Genomic DNA, 15,784 nt, shown 5'->3' with positions numbered 1-15,784 from the left:
CGGCCTGATGCGGACCGGCCCGATGCAAGACCGGCCCGGTTCACCCCAGCACTGCGGCCAGGTCGTCGAACGTGCGGTAGTGGACGCCGGTCATGCCGAGCGCCCTGGCCGCCTCGACGTTCTGCAGCCGGTCGTCCACGAACAGGCAGCGCTCAGGCGCGGCGCCCGCCTGCTCGGCGGCGATCTCGTAGATGCGCCGGTCGGGCTTGGCCACGCCGACCCTGGCGCTGCTGACCACGGCGTCGGCGAAGTACGTGAGCCCGAGCATGTCGATGTGCGACTCCAGGGTGTCCATGGCGTTGGTCACGATGACCACGGGCACGTGCGCCTGCACCCGGGCCAGCAGCTCCCTGACCTGCTCGTCCACCCAGAATCTGATCCCGATGAACTCGGCCACCGCCTGCCGGGCACGCTCGTCGCCGCCCAGGGCCACCGCGATCGACTCGGCCCATTCGGCCTCGGTGCGCAGGCCCAGCGTCGCCGGCATGATCAGCTCAGGGTCGAAGGCCGTCTTGATGATCGGCAGGCCGTAACGGGCCTCGATCTCGGCCTGGGCAGCGTGGTCGAAGTGGCGCAGCACGCCGTCGAAGTCGGTGAGAACCGCGTCGAAGGGGATCACAGCCCACCATTCTGCCGGGTGCGCGCAACCCCCGCCCCCGCCGCAGGTGCCGAGGCGACCGGCCGCACTACCATCTCCGAGACGGCATTCGGTATCGGAACGGTAGGGCATGAGCGATCATCAGCTGCCACGCGAGCTGTGCCAGCTGTTCGCCGACGGCGGCAGAGGGAGGAGGCTGCCCGTCACGCTGCCTCCCGGCGACGTCGTCTGGCCGGACCCCGGCTACACCGGGCAGGGCAAGGCATCGCGACCGGCGTTCTGGATGAGCGATGACCATGCGACCGGCGCCGACTGGGCGCTGCTGCGCGAATGGCACCCGCACAGCGGCCTGTGGCCGCTGCTGCTGGACGAGTCGGCGCAGCCATGGGGGGTCGGGCAGGTCGTGCCGGACGATCCCCGCCAGATCGACCACTTCACCGCCGAGGGCTTCATGGCCGAGGTGTGGGAGGAGTGGGTGGCGCAGATGCCGCCTGAGGCGCTGTCGGAGATCGAGCCGTTCGGCGCGATCTGTCCGGGCCCCGCACCGCCCGGCAAGCTGCGGGCCGATCCCGAGGCGGTGGCCGAGTGGCTGGCGGGCGAGCTGGCGGCCAAGGGGATGCCGCTGGGGCTGGTCGCGGCCGACCGAGGCGCCGACGCGCTGGCCGTCATGGGCTGGCAGGGGGCGCTGCACCACAACGAGTGGATGGTGCCGATGGCCGCGGTCGTGCGGAGCTGGGAGGACCGCTTCGGGGCGCGCGTGGTGAGCGTCGGGTTCAACACGCTCGACCTGAGCGTGGCGGCGCCGCCCGTCGATCACGAGCACGCGCTGCACGTGGCGGCCGAGCACTGGACGTTCTGTCCTGACAACGTGGTCCAGGGGCCGGGCGACCTGCAGGGGTACGCCGAGCAGATCATCGGGGGACACGCCTGGTCGTTCTGGTGGGACTGAGCCCCACCGGGCGGGCCGCGGGTCCTTAGCGCCCGCTGGTGCGGCCGCGCGCCGCTTCAGGGGGCGGCTCGCGCGGGGGCCGGGTCTCGTCCGGCCCCGCCGCCCGCGGTCACGGGATGTGCGCGACGGCCCCGTACGTGCCGGACGCGCCGGGCTCGCAGTCCTCCAGGGCGTCGGGCCGCCAGTCCGGGACCCACACCAGCCCCGGCTCGACCAGCTTCAGCCCTTCGAGCAGCCCCTTGACCTCCTCCCGGGTGCGTACGGCGTGCCCCGGCAGCGTCATCGCCACCAGGTCGTGGATGGCCGGCAGCAGCTCGGCGGGTATGGCGTCGAACGTGGTCTGCACCAGCGTCAGATAGCTCCGCTCGGGCACGACCTGGCGGATGCGTTTGATCACGTAGTGGAAGTACTCGTCGTCGTTGAGGCTGTAGGCCGACAGCAGCAGCACGGCCATGGGCCGGTCCCAGTCGAGGAACGTCTGCATCACGCGGTCGTCGAGCACCTCGTCGATCTCGCTGAGGTCGCCTTCGACGACGCGGACGCAGTCGGTGATGGGCTCGATGGTGGCGCGCGCGCCGGCGAGCACCATCGGGTCGTTCTCGACGTAGACGACGCGCGGCACGAACCCGGTCGGGTTCCTGCGCGCGACGTCGTGCAGCTGCCGGCCCGGCGGCAGGCCGCTGGGCACGCCGCTGCCGACGATCACGAACTGGTCCACTCCCTGGAGCGCCAGGTGGTGGACCACCCGGGTCAGGAACCGCAGCACGGCACGGGCGGCCGTGGTGGTGACGGGCGCGGCCTGGTCGTAGCGCCGCACGACGTCACGATCGGCCGAGAAATGGTTCTTCCCGCCGGCCGCGGCGTCGAGAATCCGGGTGACTCTCGCTTGGGTCAGCTCCAGCTTCGCCAGATTTCGGATGGCACGCTGACGCATTGAGTGTTGCCCCTTTCCCCTCGCCCACAATCTCGGAGAAAGTTGTCCTTACGGACCCCACTCGATGACCCAAGCCTTATGATCCCCCGCACACCGGGAAAAACAACCGCGAAAACTATTGGTTTTGGGTATATGTCAGTTACCTCGTCCAGGCATGAACGATCTCCCGGACGGGAAGGGGATCCACCCATAACGATCTCCCGGACGAGAACCAGGGCCGGCCATAACGACCTCCCGAGCGGGAACCAGAGCCGCCCATAAGATCTTTCGGAATGGGACGGGTCCGGACGCGAACGATCTCGGAGGCGAAAGCGCGGCCGCCCATGAACGGCCTCAGGAAGCGAGGAGAGCGCTCCGCCGGCGACAAGTCCGCGCAGGCAGAGAGCGCGCAGCCGGCCTCGAACGTCTTCGAAGCGGAGGCGCGCTCGGCCGTCGAACCGATCTCGAAAGCGGGAGCGGGAGCGGCCATAAGGCACGGCCGCCACGCGGCGACGAACGCTCACGCGGACGGACGGGGAGCCACCGCAAGCAATCACGCGGGCAGACGGCAAGCCCACCACAAGCGCTCACACGGACGGACAGCGAGCCCACCACAAACGCTCACACGAGCAGACAGCGAGCCCACCCGAAACGATCACGCGGACGGACGGCGAGTCCGCCGAAAACGATCACACGGCCCCGGAAGCGGTCCCGCCGAAAACGACCTCAAGGGACGGGAGCGCGGCCGCTCACGAACGATCTCGCGGCCGAGAGCGCAGCCGACCGAAAACGACCGCAAAGGGCGGCAACGACACCCGCCGGCGCGATTCCGCGCAGACCGGGGCGGATTTTTTCCGGCAGACGGAAAACGGCGATCCGCCGTCGTCGAAGTGACGGGGAGCTCATTTGCCGAGCGAACGCGAAAGCCTTTCGCGATGCTGGTTGAGCAGCTCGAACGTCTCGTCCCGGGTGGTCGTCGTCACCGACAGCTTGGTGAACGCCTGGTGGTAGACCTCCACCGCGGCCGCGTCGCTGATCAGCGTGTCGGACTCGATGCCGTGAGCGCAGGCGATGTCCGGCTCGTACGCCTCGGCGAAGCGCCAGATCGTGAACGGCCCGGTGCGCGGCACGTACACGGGATCGTCCATCGGCACCACGTGCAGCGAGACGTTGGGCCGCTTGGCGTGTTCGAGGAGCACGTCGAGCTGGCGCAGCTGGACGTGCCGGCCGACGATCGAGCGGGTCAGCACGCTCTCGTCGATCACCGCCCACAGCACCAGCCCGTTGTCGCGGGGCAGCGCCTCCTGCCGCGCCATGACGAGCGCCACGGCCTCGTCGATGGTCTGCTGGCCGTAGATGGCGGGGCCGGCCACGGTGATGGCGGCCCGCGCATACTCCTCGGTCTGCAGCAGCGGCGGGACGAACTGGGTGTGGTAGCTGCGGATCACGGTGGCGCGCTGTTCGAGCGCGTACCCGGTGGCCAGCCAGACCGGCACCGACTGGGCGTCGTACCAGGCGGCCTCGCGCTCGCCCCTGGCCAGGCTCAGGACGTACTCGCGGATGGGCGGCGCGGTGACGCCGTAGAGGGTGAGCAGGCGCTCGACCGTGATGGGCGCGGGCGCGATGCGGCCCTCCTCGATGGCGGGGATCGCCGCGGCGCCCTTGCCGAGCGCGGTCTCGACCTGCTCGACCGAGAGCCCGGCGGACGTGCGCAGGCCGTGCAGCCGCTTGCCGAGCGCCCGGCGCTGCGGATCGCTCAGCGGCGCGACCGCGTCGGGGATGTCGGCGGTGCGCTCGCGCTCGGGCTCCTCCGGCAGGCCCTCGGCCTTGCGCGCCAGCTCGACCACGCCGCGCAGCACTTCGAGCGAGCTCTCCGACAGCCCGGACGCGGCCAGCCCGAGTGAGGCGGCCCGCAGTTGCAGGTCCTCGACCGAGCCCGATTCGAGGTAGTCGTCACCGACCAGCCAGCCCACGCTCACCTGCAGGCACGAGGCCAGCGCCCTGAGCACCTGGAGGGTGGGGTTGGTCTGCTTGCCGGTGCGCAGCTGGCTGATGTAGGCGCGCGTGATCGGGATGCCGGCCTCCGTCAGGGCGGCGGCGACCTGCGCGCCCGTGTAGCCGCGCTTGGTCAGCGCGAGATCGAGCCGCTCGGCGAAGTTCGCCACGGCGCACCTCCTACCGCCCGTGAACTTTTCCAGCGTAAGGGACGCGGGGCCCGGTGTCCCCTGCCATGCGGGCAAGCTCTGCCACGCGATGAGGTATCAACTTATTCGCAAACTGTGAGTTGACATAGCCCACCATATAAGCGGACCATCAGAAGCGCGTGGTAACTGTGGCTTAACAGCCACGGGTACTGGAGAGTTCCCCAGGCAAGGAGGTGGCCGGACATGACCATGGAGCGCCGGGATGGTTCCCGGTTCCTGGAAGATCCGGTCTCCGCCGGGCAGGAACAGGCGGTGCGCCGCATCTGCGCCCGCGTGGCCGGGCCTGACGCAGGCGACGAGGTCCATGTCGCCGAGCTGCCGCTGGGCGGTCTCCAGGTCTGGCTGGACAGCCCCCGTCACCGCTGGCGCTACTACCACCGGATGGCCCGCGAGCTGCGGCTGGCCGGCTGGCACACGGAGACGGGACCGGAACGGCTGCTGTTGCTCGGGTGGAGTGCGGTCTGCCTGAGCCACCGCGTCAGGATGCTGGGCGCGGCCCTCAAGGGACGGCTGGCCGACTTCGACAAGACGGCGTTCACCGCCGTCATGCTCGCCACCCGGCTGTGCCACGACGGGCATCCTGCGCAGGACGTGCCCGCCGAGGTCGAGGCCCGCTGCGCCGAGGCGCTGCGCTGGCCCGCCCGGCTGGCCGACCTCGAAGGGCTCGAACGCCGGTCGTCGCTGGAGCCGCTGCGGCTGAGGCTGGCCCAGGTGGCCGGCCTCGAGGCCAAGGTGGCCCGGCGCTGCGGCGAGCACCTCGTCCTGGCCTCGAAGGTCGCGCGTACGGTCGCCGGTGGTGCGGGACCGGTGCGTACGCGGACGGCCGGGCCCCGCCTGGCGGCACACGGTGCCGGGCTGACGGAGCGCATGGTCTGCGTCAGCGTCCCGAACGTGGCCGAAAGAGCGGTGACGGCCCGATGACGACCACACGAGGCGCGGGCGCGGCCACGGTCATCACGGCCGCGCCCCGGCCGGGACGGCGGGGAGGGCGGCCCCGTTCGGATGACTTCCGTCCTGACGGGTTCCGCGGCGACGCGCGGCGTCCTCGCGGGTCCCGTCCCGACATCGGCGCCGCGGCGCGGTTCTCCGCCTCGCTCGCGCCGTACACCGGCGCTCACTCGACCGGCAGGCCGCCGTATGGCGGCGCGCCGGTGCGCACGAGCGCAGGCGCCGGAATGCCGGCGCTGCCATCAGGCGACGGGAGGGTGCGGGCCGCGCGCGGCCTGCCGGACCCGTACGCCGACAGTGCGGGAACGGTGGCAGCGCATCCAGCGCCGGCCCCGGCGCTTCCCCGCCCCTCCGGCACCGTGCGGCACGTGCCCGACTCAGTCGGCGCGGTGCTGTCGGCCAGCGCGGTAGCGGCTGGCGTGCTGGCCGACTCGAGGGGTAGCGCCAGGGGCCGGCTTCACCTTCACGGCATCGGCGGATCGATCGGCAGGGCGGGCGCCACAGAGCCGATCGACCGGCCGTCCCGGCGGGCGGCAGAGCCAGGGCACGGGCCCTCGGCCGCCTCGCCGGCCGCCGTTCTGCTCGCCGCCACGGCGCTGGTGCGGGTCGCCGTGGCGGCGGGACGTGAGACCGGACGACGATCTCAGCGCGCGGCGGAGGAGGGGCCGGCGGTCCCGCGCCGGCTCCTCGCCGCACGGCGCGCCGCCTCCGGCCGGGTACGCGGCACGCGGCCGCGCCCGCCCGCAGGCCCACGACCTCGCCCGCAACCGACCAGGACCCCCGCTATAGATCAGGAGCGCCCATGCTCACCGACGAAACGCGCAGGTCACAACCGCACGAGATGCACCCGCGGAGCATGAGGCCGGGCCCGCCGCCGCCCCACGGCGACGAGGACCGGGCAGGCCCGCCTCCGCAGGCGCGCACCGTGCACCGGCTGCGCCGCATCCGGCAGGTGTCCGTCGAGGCCATCACCGAGATCGACCAGGCGCTCCGGCACCGCGCCTCGTGACCGTTTCTCGCCTTCCCGCACAGGAGGAAGACCATGCGCACCGTCCGGGGCACGCTGTGAGCCGCGGCAGGATCGGCGTGATCGTCGCGCCGGAGAACCCCTCCGCCGAGCCGGAACTCACCCGGCTGTTCGGCTCGCGTGCCGACATGTACGTCACCCGCCTCCCCATCAGCCCGCTGCCGTCGCTGACCGACCGCCTGGAGAGCTACAACGCCGCGCTGCCCGCGATGGCGCGCGCCTTCGGCGGCCTGCGGCTGGACGCGCTGGTCATGGCCTGCACGGAGCCCCGCTACCTGCTGGGCCCCGACGAGGACCGCGCCCAGTGCATGGAGCTGACGGCGGCGACGAAGCTGCCGGTCGCCTCGGCGACGATGGCTACCCGCGAAGCGCTCGACCACCTCGGCGTGAGCGACATCGTGCTGGTCTCGCCGTACGAGCCGTGGGTGACCGATCTCGCCGAGCGGTTCTGGAAGGCCGCCGGCGTCACCGTCACGCAGGTCGTGCAGATCCGCGCGAGAGACGGCTACTCCTCGTACGCGGTCACCCCCGAGGAGCTGATCGCCCAGGTCGAGTCGGCCGAGCCGCCGGAGGACGCGGCGCTGCTGTTCACCGGCACCGGCCTGCCGACCCTGCCCGTGCTCGGGCCGCTGACCAGCGGCAACGAGCGCAGGCTGCTCACCACCAACCTCGCCGTGGCCTGGTGGTCGCTGTCCAGGGCGTTCGGGCGGCAGGTGACGTTCAGCCCGCTCCCCCACCGCAGGACGGTCGTGCGGAGGGTGGCGCACACGGGAGGCAGGGCATGAACGGCGTCATCGTCGCCGGAGCCGGGCCGGCCGGGCTGACCGCCGCGCTCTCCCTGGCCAGGGCCGGCATCCCGGTCACCGTGCTGGAGCGGGAGAGCGCGCTGCCCAGGCAGCCGCGCGCCTGCACCTTCCACCCCGCCACCCTCGACCTGCTCGCCGACCTCGGCGTGGCCGCCCGGCTGGTCGCCAGCGGCCGGGTGGTGGACCGGGTGCAGTGGCGCGACAGGTCGGGGCTCGTGCTCGCCGAGATGGGCATGAACCGGCTCGACGGCCTGACCAAGCACCCCTTCAGGATTCACGCCGACCAGAGCGTACTGACCCCCCTGCTGCTCGCGGCGCTCAACGTCTACCCCAACGTGGACGTGCGCTTCGGCTCCCAGGTGGACGGCGTCGCCGAGGGCGGCACGGGCATCCGGGTCCGCGTCGGCCACACCTGGACGCGGGCCCGGTACATGATCGCCGCCGACGGCGCGCACAGCACGGTGCGGGCCGCGCTCGGCCTGCCGTTCCCCCGCAACACCTGCACGGCCCAGGCGCTGCGGGTCTTCACCGACGCGCCGCTGGACCGGCTGCTGCCGAGCCTGGCGCCGCTGACGTACGTACGCGACGTGCAGCAGTCGTGCACGCTGCTCGCGCTGCCCGACCACTGGCGGATCATCTTCAAGATGCCGTGCGAGGCGCACGAGCCGCTGTCGCCGTCGAACCTGTCGCTGCTGGTCCGCCGGTCCCTGCCGGGCGCCACCGAGCCCATCAGGGTGACGGGGGCCGACCGGTTCCAGCTCTCGCGCGGGGTGCTGACCTCGTACCGGTGCGGGCGGGTGCTGTTCGTGGGGGACGCGGCGCACTCGACCTCCACCATCGGCGGGCTCAACATGAACGCGGGCATCCACGACGCCGCCGAGGCCGCCAAGGTGATCGCGGCGGTGATCGGCGGGTACGCGCCCGCGGCCGCGCTGGAGGCGTGGGCGTGGCGGCGCCGCTCGGTGCTCATGCACCGGGTGATACCGCGCGGCGAGACGCGCCCCGCCGGCGTGCGGGAACGTGACAGTGCCAGGCTCGAAGCGGCCATGGCCGGGCTGCGGGCCATCGCGGGCGACCCCGACGCCACCCGCGCCTACCTGGCGCAGGCGTCGCTGCTCGACCCGGTGCCGCACCCCGTGAAACCGATCCAGAACGCCGTGCCCAAAGCCGTGGGGAGGGCCTGACGCTTGGACGCCGCCCGCCCGCGTACCGAATGGAGCCCGCGTACCAAATCGAGGAGGTGACACCGGATGTGGCGAACTCTGCCGGACGACGCTCGCCAGGCCATCCGTGACCTGTGCGACACGCACGGCGCCCGGCTCTACGACTACTGCCGCACCGAGCTCGCCGCGGGCGACGCCGAGCAGGCCGTGGCCGGCGCCGCGATCACGGCGCACCTGTACGCGGACCGCGTGGTGGACCCCGCCCTGCGCCGCCCCTGGCTGTACGCGGTGGCCCGCGCGCACCGGGCGTTCGTGGCGACACCGGCGAGCATCGGCTCGTGGTCGCGTCCAGGACGCATGTCGGAGCTGCTGCCCGAGGCCCTGCTGTCGCTGGAGCGGCCGCAGCGCGAGCTGCTCGACCTCTCGGTACGGCACGGCCTGTCCGACGCCGAGCTGGCGGTGATCTTCGAGCTGCCCGCGGCCGAGGTGCACGGCATCGTCGCGAGGGCCGCGGCCGGCCTGGAGGAGTGGTTCGCCGCGATCATCGCGGCCCGCTCCCGCGGCGGCTGCCCCGACCTGGCCGCCCGGATGGAGGCGTGGGTCGCCGCGCCGGGCCGCCGGGCCAGGGCCAGGATCGGCCGGCACATCCCATCGTGCGCGATCTGCCGGGCCGCGCCCAGGACGATGACGGCGGCCGCGCTGCTGCGCCGCCTGCCCATCGCCACATTGCCCGGCACGCTTCCCAACCGGCTGGCGTCCGCGCAGCCGTTGCCCGGCGAGGGACCTCTCTGGCGGGCCGACGGCTTCCCGGTGCAGGCACGCACACTGGTGGAGATGTCGTCGCAGTCTCCACCGGTCGCCGGCGCCATGCCGTCCGCCCGGGTCGCCGGCCCCACGACGGCGACCCCGGGAGAGCCCTGGTCGGCGGCGGGCGCGGCCGCCGCCGACCAGGAGCCCCCGACCATACCCGCGGCGCGACTGCCGCTGGAGGGCATCACGAAGCCGCCCGCGCCCCGGCTGCCGATGCCGCTGGCCGCCCCCACGTACGCCGAGTACGACACGGACACCGGTTCCGATGCCGGCACTGATGCCAGACCCGACGCCGGACCCGATGCCACCGCTCACGTCCCCGATGAGCCCGGCGCGGCGCCGGCGGTGCGGTGGCGGCATCCGTTCACGCCACCGAGCCGCACCAGGCCGTTCCGTGGCGGCGTCAACGGCGACAAGCTCGTCTACAGCACCGCGCTCAAGGGCGAGAGCAACGGCGTGCGCCACGAGGCACCGGTCATCCGGTACGGCGGGATCACGGTGGCGAACTTCGTCCAGCCGCCCGGCGGGGACGGCGGGCAGTGGCAGGAGTACTGGCGCGAGCCGCCCGGCGACGACCCCGAGCAGGGCGCGCCGATCAGGACCGTGGTCAGGCTGGCGCTGATCTCCGGCGTGGGCCTGCTCGCCGCCGGGCTGATCTGGGCCATCATGAACGGCCAGGCGGGACAGCAGCCGGCGCTCAGCAAGGCCGCCGCCCGGTCCAGCGCGGAGACCGATGCCGCGAGCAGGCCCGCGAGCAGGCCCGAGAGCAAGGTCGAGCGGGAGGCGGACGGCCGGGAGCCGTCCGGGACAGGCGCCGGTGAGGGCGCGGGGTCGGGCATGAAGGCGGTGCCGAGGAAGAGCGCGCTGCCGAAGCCCGCGGCGCCGGTGGCCAAGCTGTCGCCGTCGTCGGCGTGGCTGGGCGAGCGGCGTACGGGATCGTTCAAGCTGATGTGCACCGGCGACTGCGAGATCGTCTCCGCGACCGGCACCGGCGGCATCACCGTCTCGGGCACCCGCTTCCGGGTTCCCCACCGGCTGGAGCGCTGCGACGCCCGGCCTGACGTGCGGCGCGGGAAGATCACCGTCAAGTGGGCGGGCACCGCGACCGGCGACGGCGAGACCACCGGCGGCACCACGACGGGCGGCGGCACGCTCACCCTGAACGTCGCCTGGACGCCCTCCCCCGACGCGAGCTGCGGCTGACAGAGCCGGGCAGGAGGCGGGCAGGAGGCCCAGGTGCGGGCCTCCTGCCCGAGGGATCCTTAGAAGAAGTGGAACCCGGGCTCGGGCTCCGGCAGCGCCGGATCGGCCGGGCCGCGGAACGTCGTCGCGTCCTTCGGCACGTCGGCCAGCGGGCTCCCGAGCACGAACGGCAGGCTGACGCTGCTGTTGCGCAGGTCGATGGTGACGGTCGCGCCGGTGCCCTGCTCACCGGTGTAGGTGGAGTCGGTGCCGGCCACGATCAGGCCGATGCGGTGGCCCTTCTTGAACGTGTAGTCCTGCGGCAGCGTCAGCCACTTGACCGTGCCGTACGTGCCCGGGGGCAGCGGCTTGGCCTCGCTGAGCGAGTCGCGGTTCTGCACGTCGATCCAGCCGCGGGCGACGATCTCCAGCGGGCGGGTGGCCACGTTCGTGACGACCTTGCGGTAGCAGGCGTCGTCCTCTGCGGTGCTCTCGCCGTAGCAGTCCTCCTCGGTGAGCGTGGTGATGCCCTGGTTGTTGCGCCAGTCGACGCGGGTGTCGGTGCCGAAGTCCACCAGCAGCGCGGTCAGGTTGGCCGTCGGCTTGTCCAGCTTCACCCGCAGGTCGGCGGTCGGCGTGCCGGACAGGCGCAGGTTCAGCGGAAGCTCGCCCGTGGTGAACGCGACCCGGCCGGGCTTGTCCGTGCCCACGTCGGCCACCATGTCGTTCTCGCTCATACGCACGTCGGTGAAGGACGCGGTGCTGTTGCGCTTGGCGGGCTTGAGCCCGAGCGTGCCGTCGGCCGACGGGCGCAACGGCACCTTGAGCGCGAGCGGCGCAGGCCAGTCGCGCTGGGTGATCCACTTCGCCGGGGCCACCTCGACGTCCGCGCGGGGCTCGTTCATGATCCCGTTGCGCACGCCGAGCAGCCAGTGGTCGAACCAGCGGTGCAGCGTGTCCACCCACAGGCCCCTGCGGCCCTCGAAGTCGAACGGGTCCACGTGCTGGGTCTGCCCGACCCAGATCTTGCGCGGCACGTTGCGGTCGGCCAGCGCCTTCCACCAGGCGGAGAAGTTGTCGGGCTTGACGTTGAGGTCGTTGACGGTGTGGACGACGAAGACGCTCGCCTTGACCTTGGAGGCGTCGCCGAGCAGGCCCTTGATGTAGTCGCGCTCGGCCCAGAACCGGTTGTAGTTCCCGGTGTCGTCGCCGTCCTCGGCGTCCATCCTGTCGCGCACGTGCGCGCACTTCTCCGCCGGGTCGGTGTCGATGTAGCCGGCGAGCCAGGAGGCGTAGTCGTAGTTGTAGATCACGCCGTTCGAGCGCTGGTACTTGTACCAGGAGCTGATCGCCGAGATCGGGACGATGGTCTTCAGGCCCTCCACGCCGGTCGCGGCGACGGCGTTGGCGAGGGTCCCGTCGTACGACTTGCCGATCATGGCGGCCTTGCCGGTCGTCCAGTCGGCCACGGCCGGGGTGCCGTCGGCCCGGTAGGCCTTGGCGCGGCCGTTCAGCCAGTCGATGACCGCCTTGCCGCCCAGCACGTCGGCCTTGCCGCCGATGTCGGGGCAGCCGTCGGACTTGGTGGTGCCGATCATGTCGACGTTGAGGACGGCGTAGCCGCGCGGGACGAAGTAGTTGTCGTAGAACAGCGGGAATTTCACGACATTTCCGGCGGCGTCGTACTCCTTCCGCTCGCCCTCATTGCCGCGACCCGAGTTGTCGTAGTAGGGGCTCTCATCGATGATCACCGGCACCTTGAGCGCCGGGCCGGACTCCTTGGGCCGGATGATGTCCACCCTGACCCTGTCCAGCGCGCCGTCGGCGTCGCTGTCGACGGTGGACTCGACGTATACGTGCTCGCGGATCGCGTCCGCGTACGAGAAGACCGGCTGCGTACGGCCGTCCTCGACGGTGATGGTCGGACCGGTCGCCGCCTGCGCCGGGGTCGCGATCGCGAGGGTGAGGGCGACCGCGAAGAGGGCTGGGCGTAATTGTGACACGCGTGACCTCCGGGACTTCGGTGAACAAGCGCCACCGTCTCAGACGGTCAGGAAGGTGGCAAGATCCGACGTATGGATGTCTTGGATCGGGTGCTGGGCTGTCTCCTGGGCGGTGCGATCGGTGACGCGCTGGGAGCGCCGATCGAGTTCGAGTCGCTGCAGGACATCCGCAGGACTCACGGCGCCGCCGGCATCAGCGGGTACCTCCACGGCCGGCAGGGCGCGACCGGGCTGATCACCGACGACACCCAGATGACGCTCTTCACCGTCGAGGGCCTCCTGACCGCCCGCGCCGCCACATCCGCAGCTCACCGTAACGAAGCGACGCCGCCGACGCCCGCCGACGCGCGGAGCGCGCACCCGGACGCGGCCCCATCGGACTCGAGCCCCGCGGACGCGGACCCTGCGGACCGGGGCCCCGAGGTCAGAGGTCCCGCGGTCAGGGGTCCCGGGGTCATGGGTCTCGCGGACGGGGGCACCCCGGACAAAGGCACCGCGGACGGGGGCCTCGTGGACGCAAGGACCGTGGAGGCGGTGCGACAGGCGTACCTGCGGTGGCTGGACACCCAGGACTACCGGACGCCTCCCCCTGCCTCCCTGCCGCACCACACGGGGTCGCTGCGCGAGGAGGGCTGGCTGTACTCCAGGCGCGCCCCCGGCAACGCCTGCCTGTCCGGCCTGCACCGGCCCTTCCCGGGACCGGCCCGGTGGGGCGAGCCCGGTCCGGTGAACCGCGACTCCAAGGGCTGCGGCACCGTGATGCGCTCCGCGCCGTTCGGCCTCATCGCGCCGCCCGAAGGCGGGGAGCGGGCGGTCAGGGAGGCGTTCGAGCTCTCGGCGGCCTGCGCGCAGATCACCCACGGCCACCCCACCGGCTACCTGGCGGCGGGCGCGTTCGCCGCCATCATCGCGTACCTCATGGCGGGCGAGGCGCTGGAGCCCGCCGTGCGCCGCACCCTCGGCCTGCTGGCCGGCTACCCGAAGCATGAGGAGACCTCCGCCGCGCTCCGCGCCGCCCTCGGCCTGGCCGCGGCGGGCGCGCCCGGTCCTGAGGCGGTCGAGTCGCTCGGCGGCGCCTGGGTGGCCGAGGAGGCCCTCGCCATCGGCGTCTACTGTGCCCTGGCCGAGCCCGACGTGGAGCGCGCCCTGCTGCTGTCGGTCAACCACTCCGGCGACAGCGACTCGACCGGCTCGGTCTGCGGCAACATCGTCGGCGCGCTGCGCGGGCGCGCGGCCCTGCCCGCCGCCTGGCTGCGCCCGCTGGAAGGCCGCGAGACCATCGAACGGCTGGCCACCGAACTCGCCCGCGTCCAGGGGTGATCGTCCAACCGCCCCCTCCGGCATCTAGGGTGGATGGCGTCAGCCGTTTGAGGAGAACGTGGATGCGTAACGTCGCTCGGACCTCACTCGTGGACGCCGCCATCGCCGAGCTTCGCCGGGAGATCGCCGAAGGGGTGTGGCCCGTCGGCACCAAGATCCCGTCGGAGAGCCGGCTCGCGGAGAGCCTCGGCATGAGCAGGCTGTCCGTGCGCGAGGCCGTACGCGTCCTGGCCCACGCCGGGCTGCTGCACACGCGGCAGGGCGACGGCACGTACGTCACCGCCACCGACGAGTCCGAGGTCGCCCTGCGGCGCCGGCTCGACAAGGCGGCCGCGATGGACATCATCGACGTGCGGCGCGGCCTCGACCTCGTCGCCGCCCGGCTGGCGGCACAGCGGCGCACCGACGACGACCTGGCCGCCATGCGCGCCGCCCTGGCCCGCCGGGACGCCGCCGCCGAGGCGAGCGACCTCGACGCGTTCGCCGACGCCGATGTGGACTTCCACGTCAGCGTCGCGATGGCCGCGCACAACGCGCTGCTCGGCGACCTCTACCGCAGCATGAGCGAGGCGCTGCACGACAGCGTCAGGGGCCAGGAGGAGGCGGCCTTCGAGCCGGACCCCTGGCACGCCGACCTGCTGGAGGCGATCGAGAACCGCGACTGCACCAAGGCCGTCGCCGTCTCGATCGCCCTCCTGGACAAGCAGGAACAAGACCTCTGACCCGCCCGCCGTCGCGGCCGTCACGGGAGCGGGAACGACCATTCCAGGCGTGGTCGCCACGGCGAGGCATCGCGCCGCGACCACCCTGCGCGGGTGCGGTCGTCACGGGAAGGCGAGGGTGTCCGCTGAGGGGTCCGCGGGCGGGTCCGGCTCCCGCCGCCGTCGCCGTGCCGCCAGCCGCAGCGCCGCCACCGCGAGCCCGGCACCGGCAGCGGCGGCGATCAGCAGGCTGTAGGCGGGCACCCCGGACCCCGGGGCGGCGCTCCGCTCGCCCGCCGCACTCCGCTCCCCCGCCACGCTCGCCGTGCCGTCACCGGCCGTAGCCCTTTCACCGGTCGCAGTCCCGTTCGTGGTCGCCGCGCCGCCCTCGCCCGCCGTGCTGTCACCGGAATCCGTCGCAGGAGGCGTGGCGTCCTCGGCCTGGGCGTCCGGGGCGGGGCTCTTGACGGAAGGGGCGACCCGCTTGAGCGCGGCGGCGGAGGCGGGGACGTGGACCGGGACCTCGCCGGGTTCGACCTCCGGGGGCCGGATCGCTCCCCAGAGCCCGTCGGTACGCCGGCCCCGCACCATCTCGGCGGGCACGGGCGCGACGCGCAGCTCACCGGGCACCTTGAGCACGCCCACCTCGTACGGCGGGAACCACCCCTGCAGCGCCTCGACCTTCCACTCCCCCTTCGGCACCGCCACCGACGTCGCGTAGTGCGCGGGCTCGGGCAGAGGCGTGCCCAGGAAGGTCACGCTCCGGCCGTCCGCCCGCGTGAGCCGCAGCCCGACCGGCTCCAGCTTGCCCTCGAACGGGTGGGTGCCGTGCTGCAGCACCCAGAACCCCACCGCGTACGTGTGCCCGCTCTCGAACCGGTCCGGCACGGGATCGAGCAACGTCACCGCCCACCCGCCGACGGTTTCCGCGCGCAGGCCCGCCGTCCCAAGAGCATCCGCCGCACGCCCGCCCATCGGTGCGGAAGCACCAACCGCACGCACATCGGGCGTCCCAAGCGCACCCGCCGCACGCGCACCCGCCGGTGCGGAAGCACCCGCCGCGTCATGAACACCCGCACGTGCCTTCAGCGGCTCAGCGGCGGACGCCGCGCCGGACGTCGTCCCGGCGGCGGACTCCGGTAACGCCGTCCCGGCGGCGG

13 protein-coding genes are annotated in these 15,784 nt (G+C 72.7%); 8 read left to right on the top strand and 5 right to left on the bottom strand.

All coding sequences use genetic code 11. The features are described from left to right. Window positions 1-40: 40 nt before the first annotated feature. Window positions 41-619, bottom strand: a complete 579-nt coding sequence (locus ACGFIM_RS26295; protein WP_393204753.1) for an HAD family hydrolase — start codon at window positions 617-619, stop codon at window positions 41-43. A 109-nt stretch (window positions 620-728) separates the two neighbouring features. Here ACGFIM_RS26295 and ACGFIM_RS26290 point away from each other — a divergent pair, with 109 nt between their 5' ends. After that, a complete protein-coding gene (locus ACGFIM_RS26290) occupies window positions 729-1,547 on the top strand; it encodes a DUF4253 domain-containing protein (protein ID WP_393204750.1) in 819 nt (272 codons plus the stop codon). A gap of 109 nt (window positions 1,548-1,656) precedes the next feature. Here ACGFIM_RS26290 and ACGFIM_RS26285 read toward each other — a convergent pair whose 3' ends face one another. Further along, window positions 1,657-2,481, bottom strand: a complete 825-nt coding sequence (locus tag ACGFIM_RS26285; RefSeq protein ID WP_393204747.1) for an SAM-dependent methyltransferase — start codon at window positions 2,479-2,481, stop codon at window positions 1,657-1,659. Window positions 2,482-3,362: 881 nt separating this feature from the next. Next, window positions 3,363-4,625 (bottom strand): Scr1 family TA system antitoxin-like transcriptional regulator, encoded by a 1,263-nt coding sequence (locus ACGFIM_RS26280; RefSeq protein ID WP_393204744.1) that lies wholly within the window; start codon window positions 4,623-4,625, stop codon window positions 3,363-3,365. Between the two features lie 222 nt (window positions 4,626-4,847). Here ACGFIM_RS26280 and ACGFIM_RS26275 point away from each other — a divergent pair, with 222 nt between their 5' ends. The 5 genes from ACGFIM_RS26275 to ACGFIM_RS26255 all read left to right on the top strand — a co-directional run bounded on the left by ACGFIM_RS26275 (window position 4,848) and on the right by ACGFIM_RS26255 (window position 10,621). After that, window positions 4,848-5,585: a hypothetical protein gene (locus ACGFIM_RS26275; RefSeq protein ID WP_393204741.1), complete on the top strand. Its 738-nt coding sequence runs from the start codon at window positions 4,848-4,850 to the stop codon at window positions 5,583-5,585. Between the two features lie 829 nt (window positions 5,586-6,414). Next, window positions 6,415-6,621 (top strand): hypothetical protein, encoded by a 207-nt coding sequence (locus ACGFIM_RS26270; RefSeq protein WP_393204738.1) that lies wholly within the window; start codon window positions 6,415-6,417, stop codon window positions 6,619-6,621. 77 nt (window positions 6,622-6,698) lie between these two features. After that, complete coding sequence (locus ACGFIM_RS26265) at window positions 6,699-7,424, top strand: hypothetical protein (RefSeq protein ID WP_393204735.1); 726 nt, start codon at window positions 6,699-6,701, stop codon at window positions 7,422-7,424. Beyond that, on the top strand, window positions 7,421-8,629 hold the full coding sequence (locus tag ACGFIM_RS26260) for an FAD-dependent oxidoreductase (protein ID WP_393204732.1): 1,209 nt from the start codon (window positions 7,421-7,423) through the stop codon (window positions 8,627-8,629). Before ACGFIM_RS26265 ends, ACGFIM_RS26260 begins: the two co-directional genes overlap by 4 nt. A 66-nt stretch (window positions 8,630-8,695) precedes the next feature. Then, the gene (locus ACGFIM_RS26255) at window positions 8,696-10,621 is read left to right on the top strand and encodes a hypothetical protein (RefSeq protein ID WP_393204729.1); all 1,926 of its coding nucleotides are present in this window, start codon (window positions 8,696-8,698) and stop codon (window positions 10,619-10,621) included. Window positions 10,622-10,680: 59 nt separating this feature from the next. On the opposite strand, the gene ACGFIM_RS26250 is transcribed toward ACGFIM_RS26255, so the two are convergent. Then, a complete protein-coding gene (locus tag ACGFIM_RS26250; RefSeq protein ID WP_393204726.1) occupies window positions 10,681-12,603 on the bottom strand; it encodes a Xaa-Pro dipeptidyl-peptidase in 1,923 nt (640 codons plus the stop codon). 72 nt (window positions 12,604-12,675) lie between these two features. Between ACGFIM_RS26250 and ACGFIM_RS26245 the strand changes: the two genes are divergently transcribed. Then, on the top strand, window positions 12,676-13,923 hold the full coding sequence (locus ACGFIM_RS26245) for an ADP-ribosylglycohydrolase family protein (protein ID WP_393204723.1): 1,248 nt from the start codon (window positions 12,676-12,678) through the stop codon (window positions 13,921-13,923). Window positions 13,924-13,985: 62 nt separating this feature from the next. Beyond that, entirely contained in the window at window positions 13,986-14,645 is a 660-nt protein-coding gene (locus ACGFIM_RS26240) for a FadR/GntR family transcriptional regulator (protein WP_393204720.1), read from the top strand. A gap of 102 nt (window positions 14,646-14,747) precedes the next feature. On the opposite strand, the gene ACGFIM_RS26235 is transcribed toward ACGFIM_RS26240, so the two are convergent. Further along, complete coding sequence (locus ACGFIM_RS26235) at window positions 14,748-15,530, bottom strand: hypothetical protein (protein ID WP_393204717.1); 783 nt, start codon at window positions 15,528-15,530, stop codon at window positions 14,748-14,750. Window positions 15,531-15,784 lie beyond the last annotated feature (254 nt).

Source organism: Nonomuraea sp. NPDC049309, from assembly GCF_043196965.1.
In the GTDB taxonomy this organism is placed as follows: Bacteria; Actinomycetota; Actinomycetes; order Streptosporangiales; family Streptosporangiaceae; genus Nonomuraea; species Nonomuraea fastidiosa.
The sequence above is the reverse complement of the archived record's forward strand: the minus strand, read 5'-3'. Positions and strand labels throughout refer to the sequence as shown.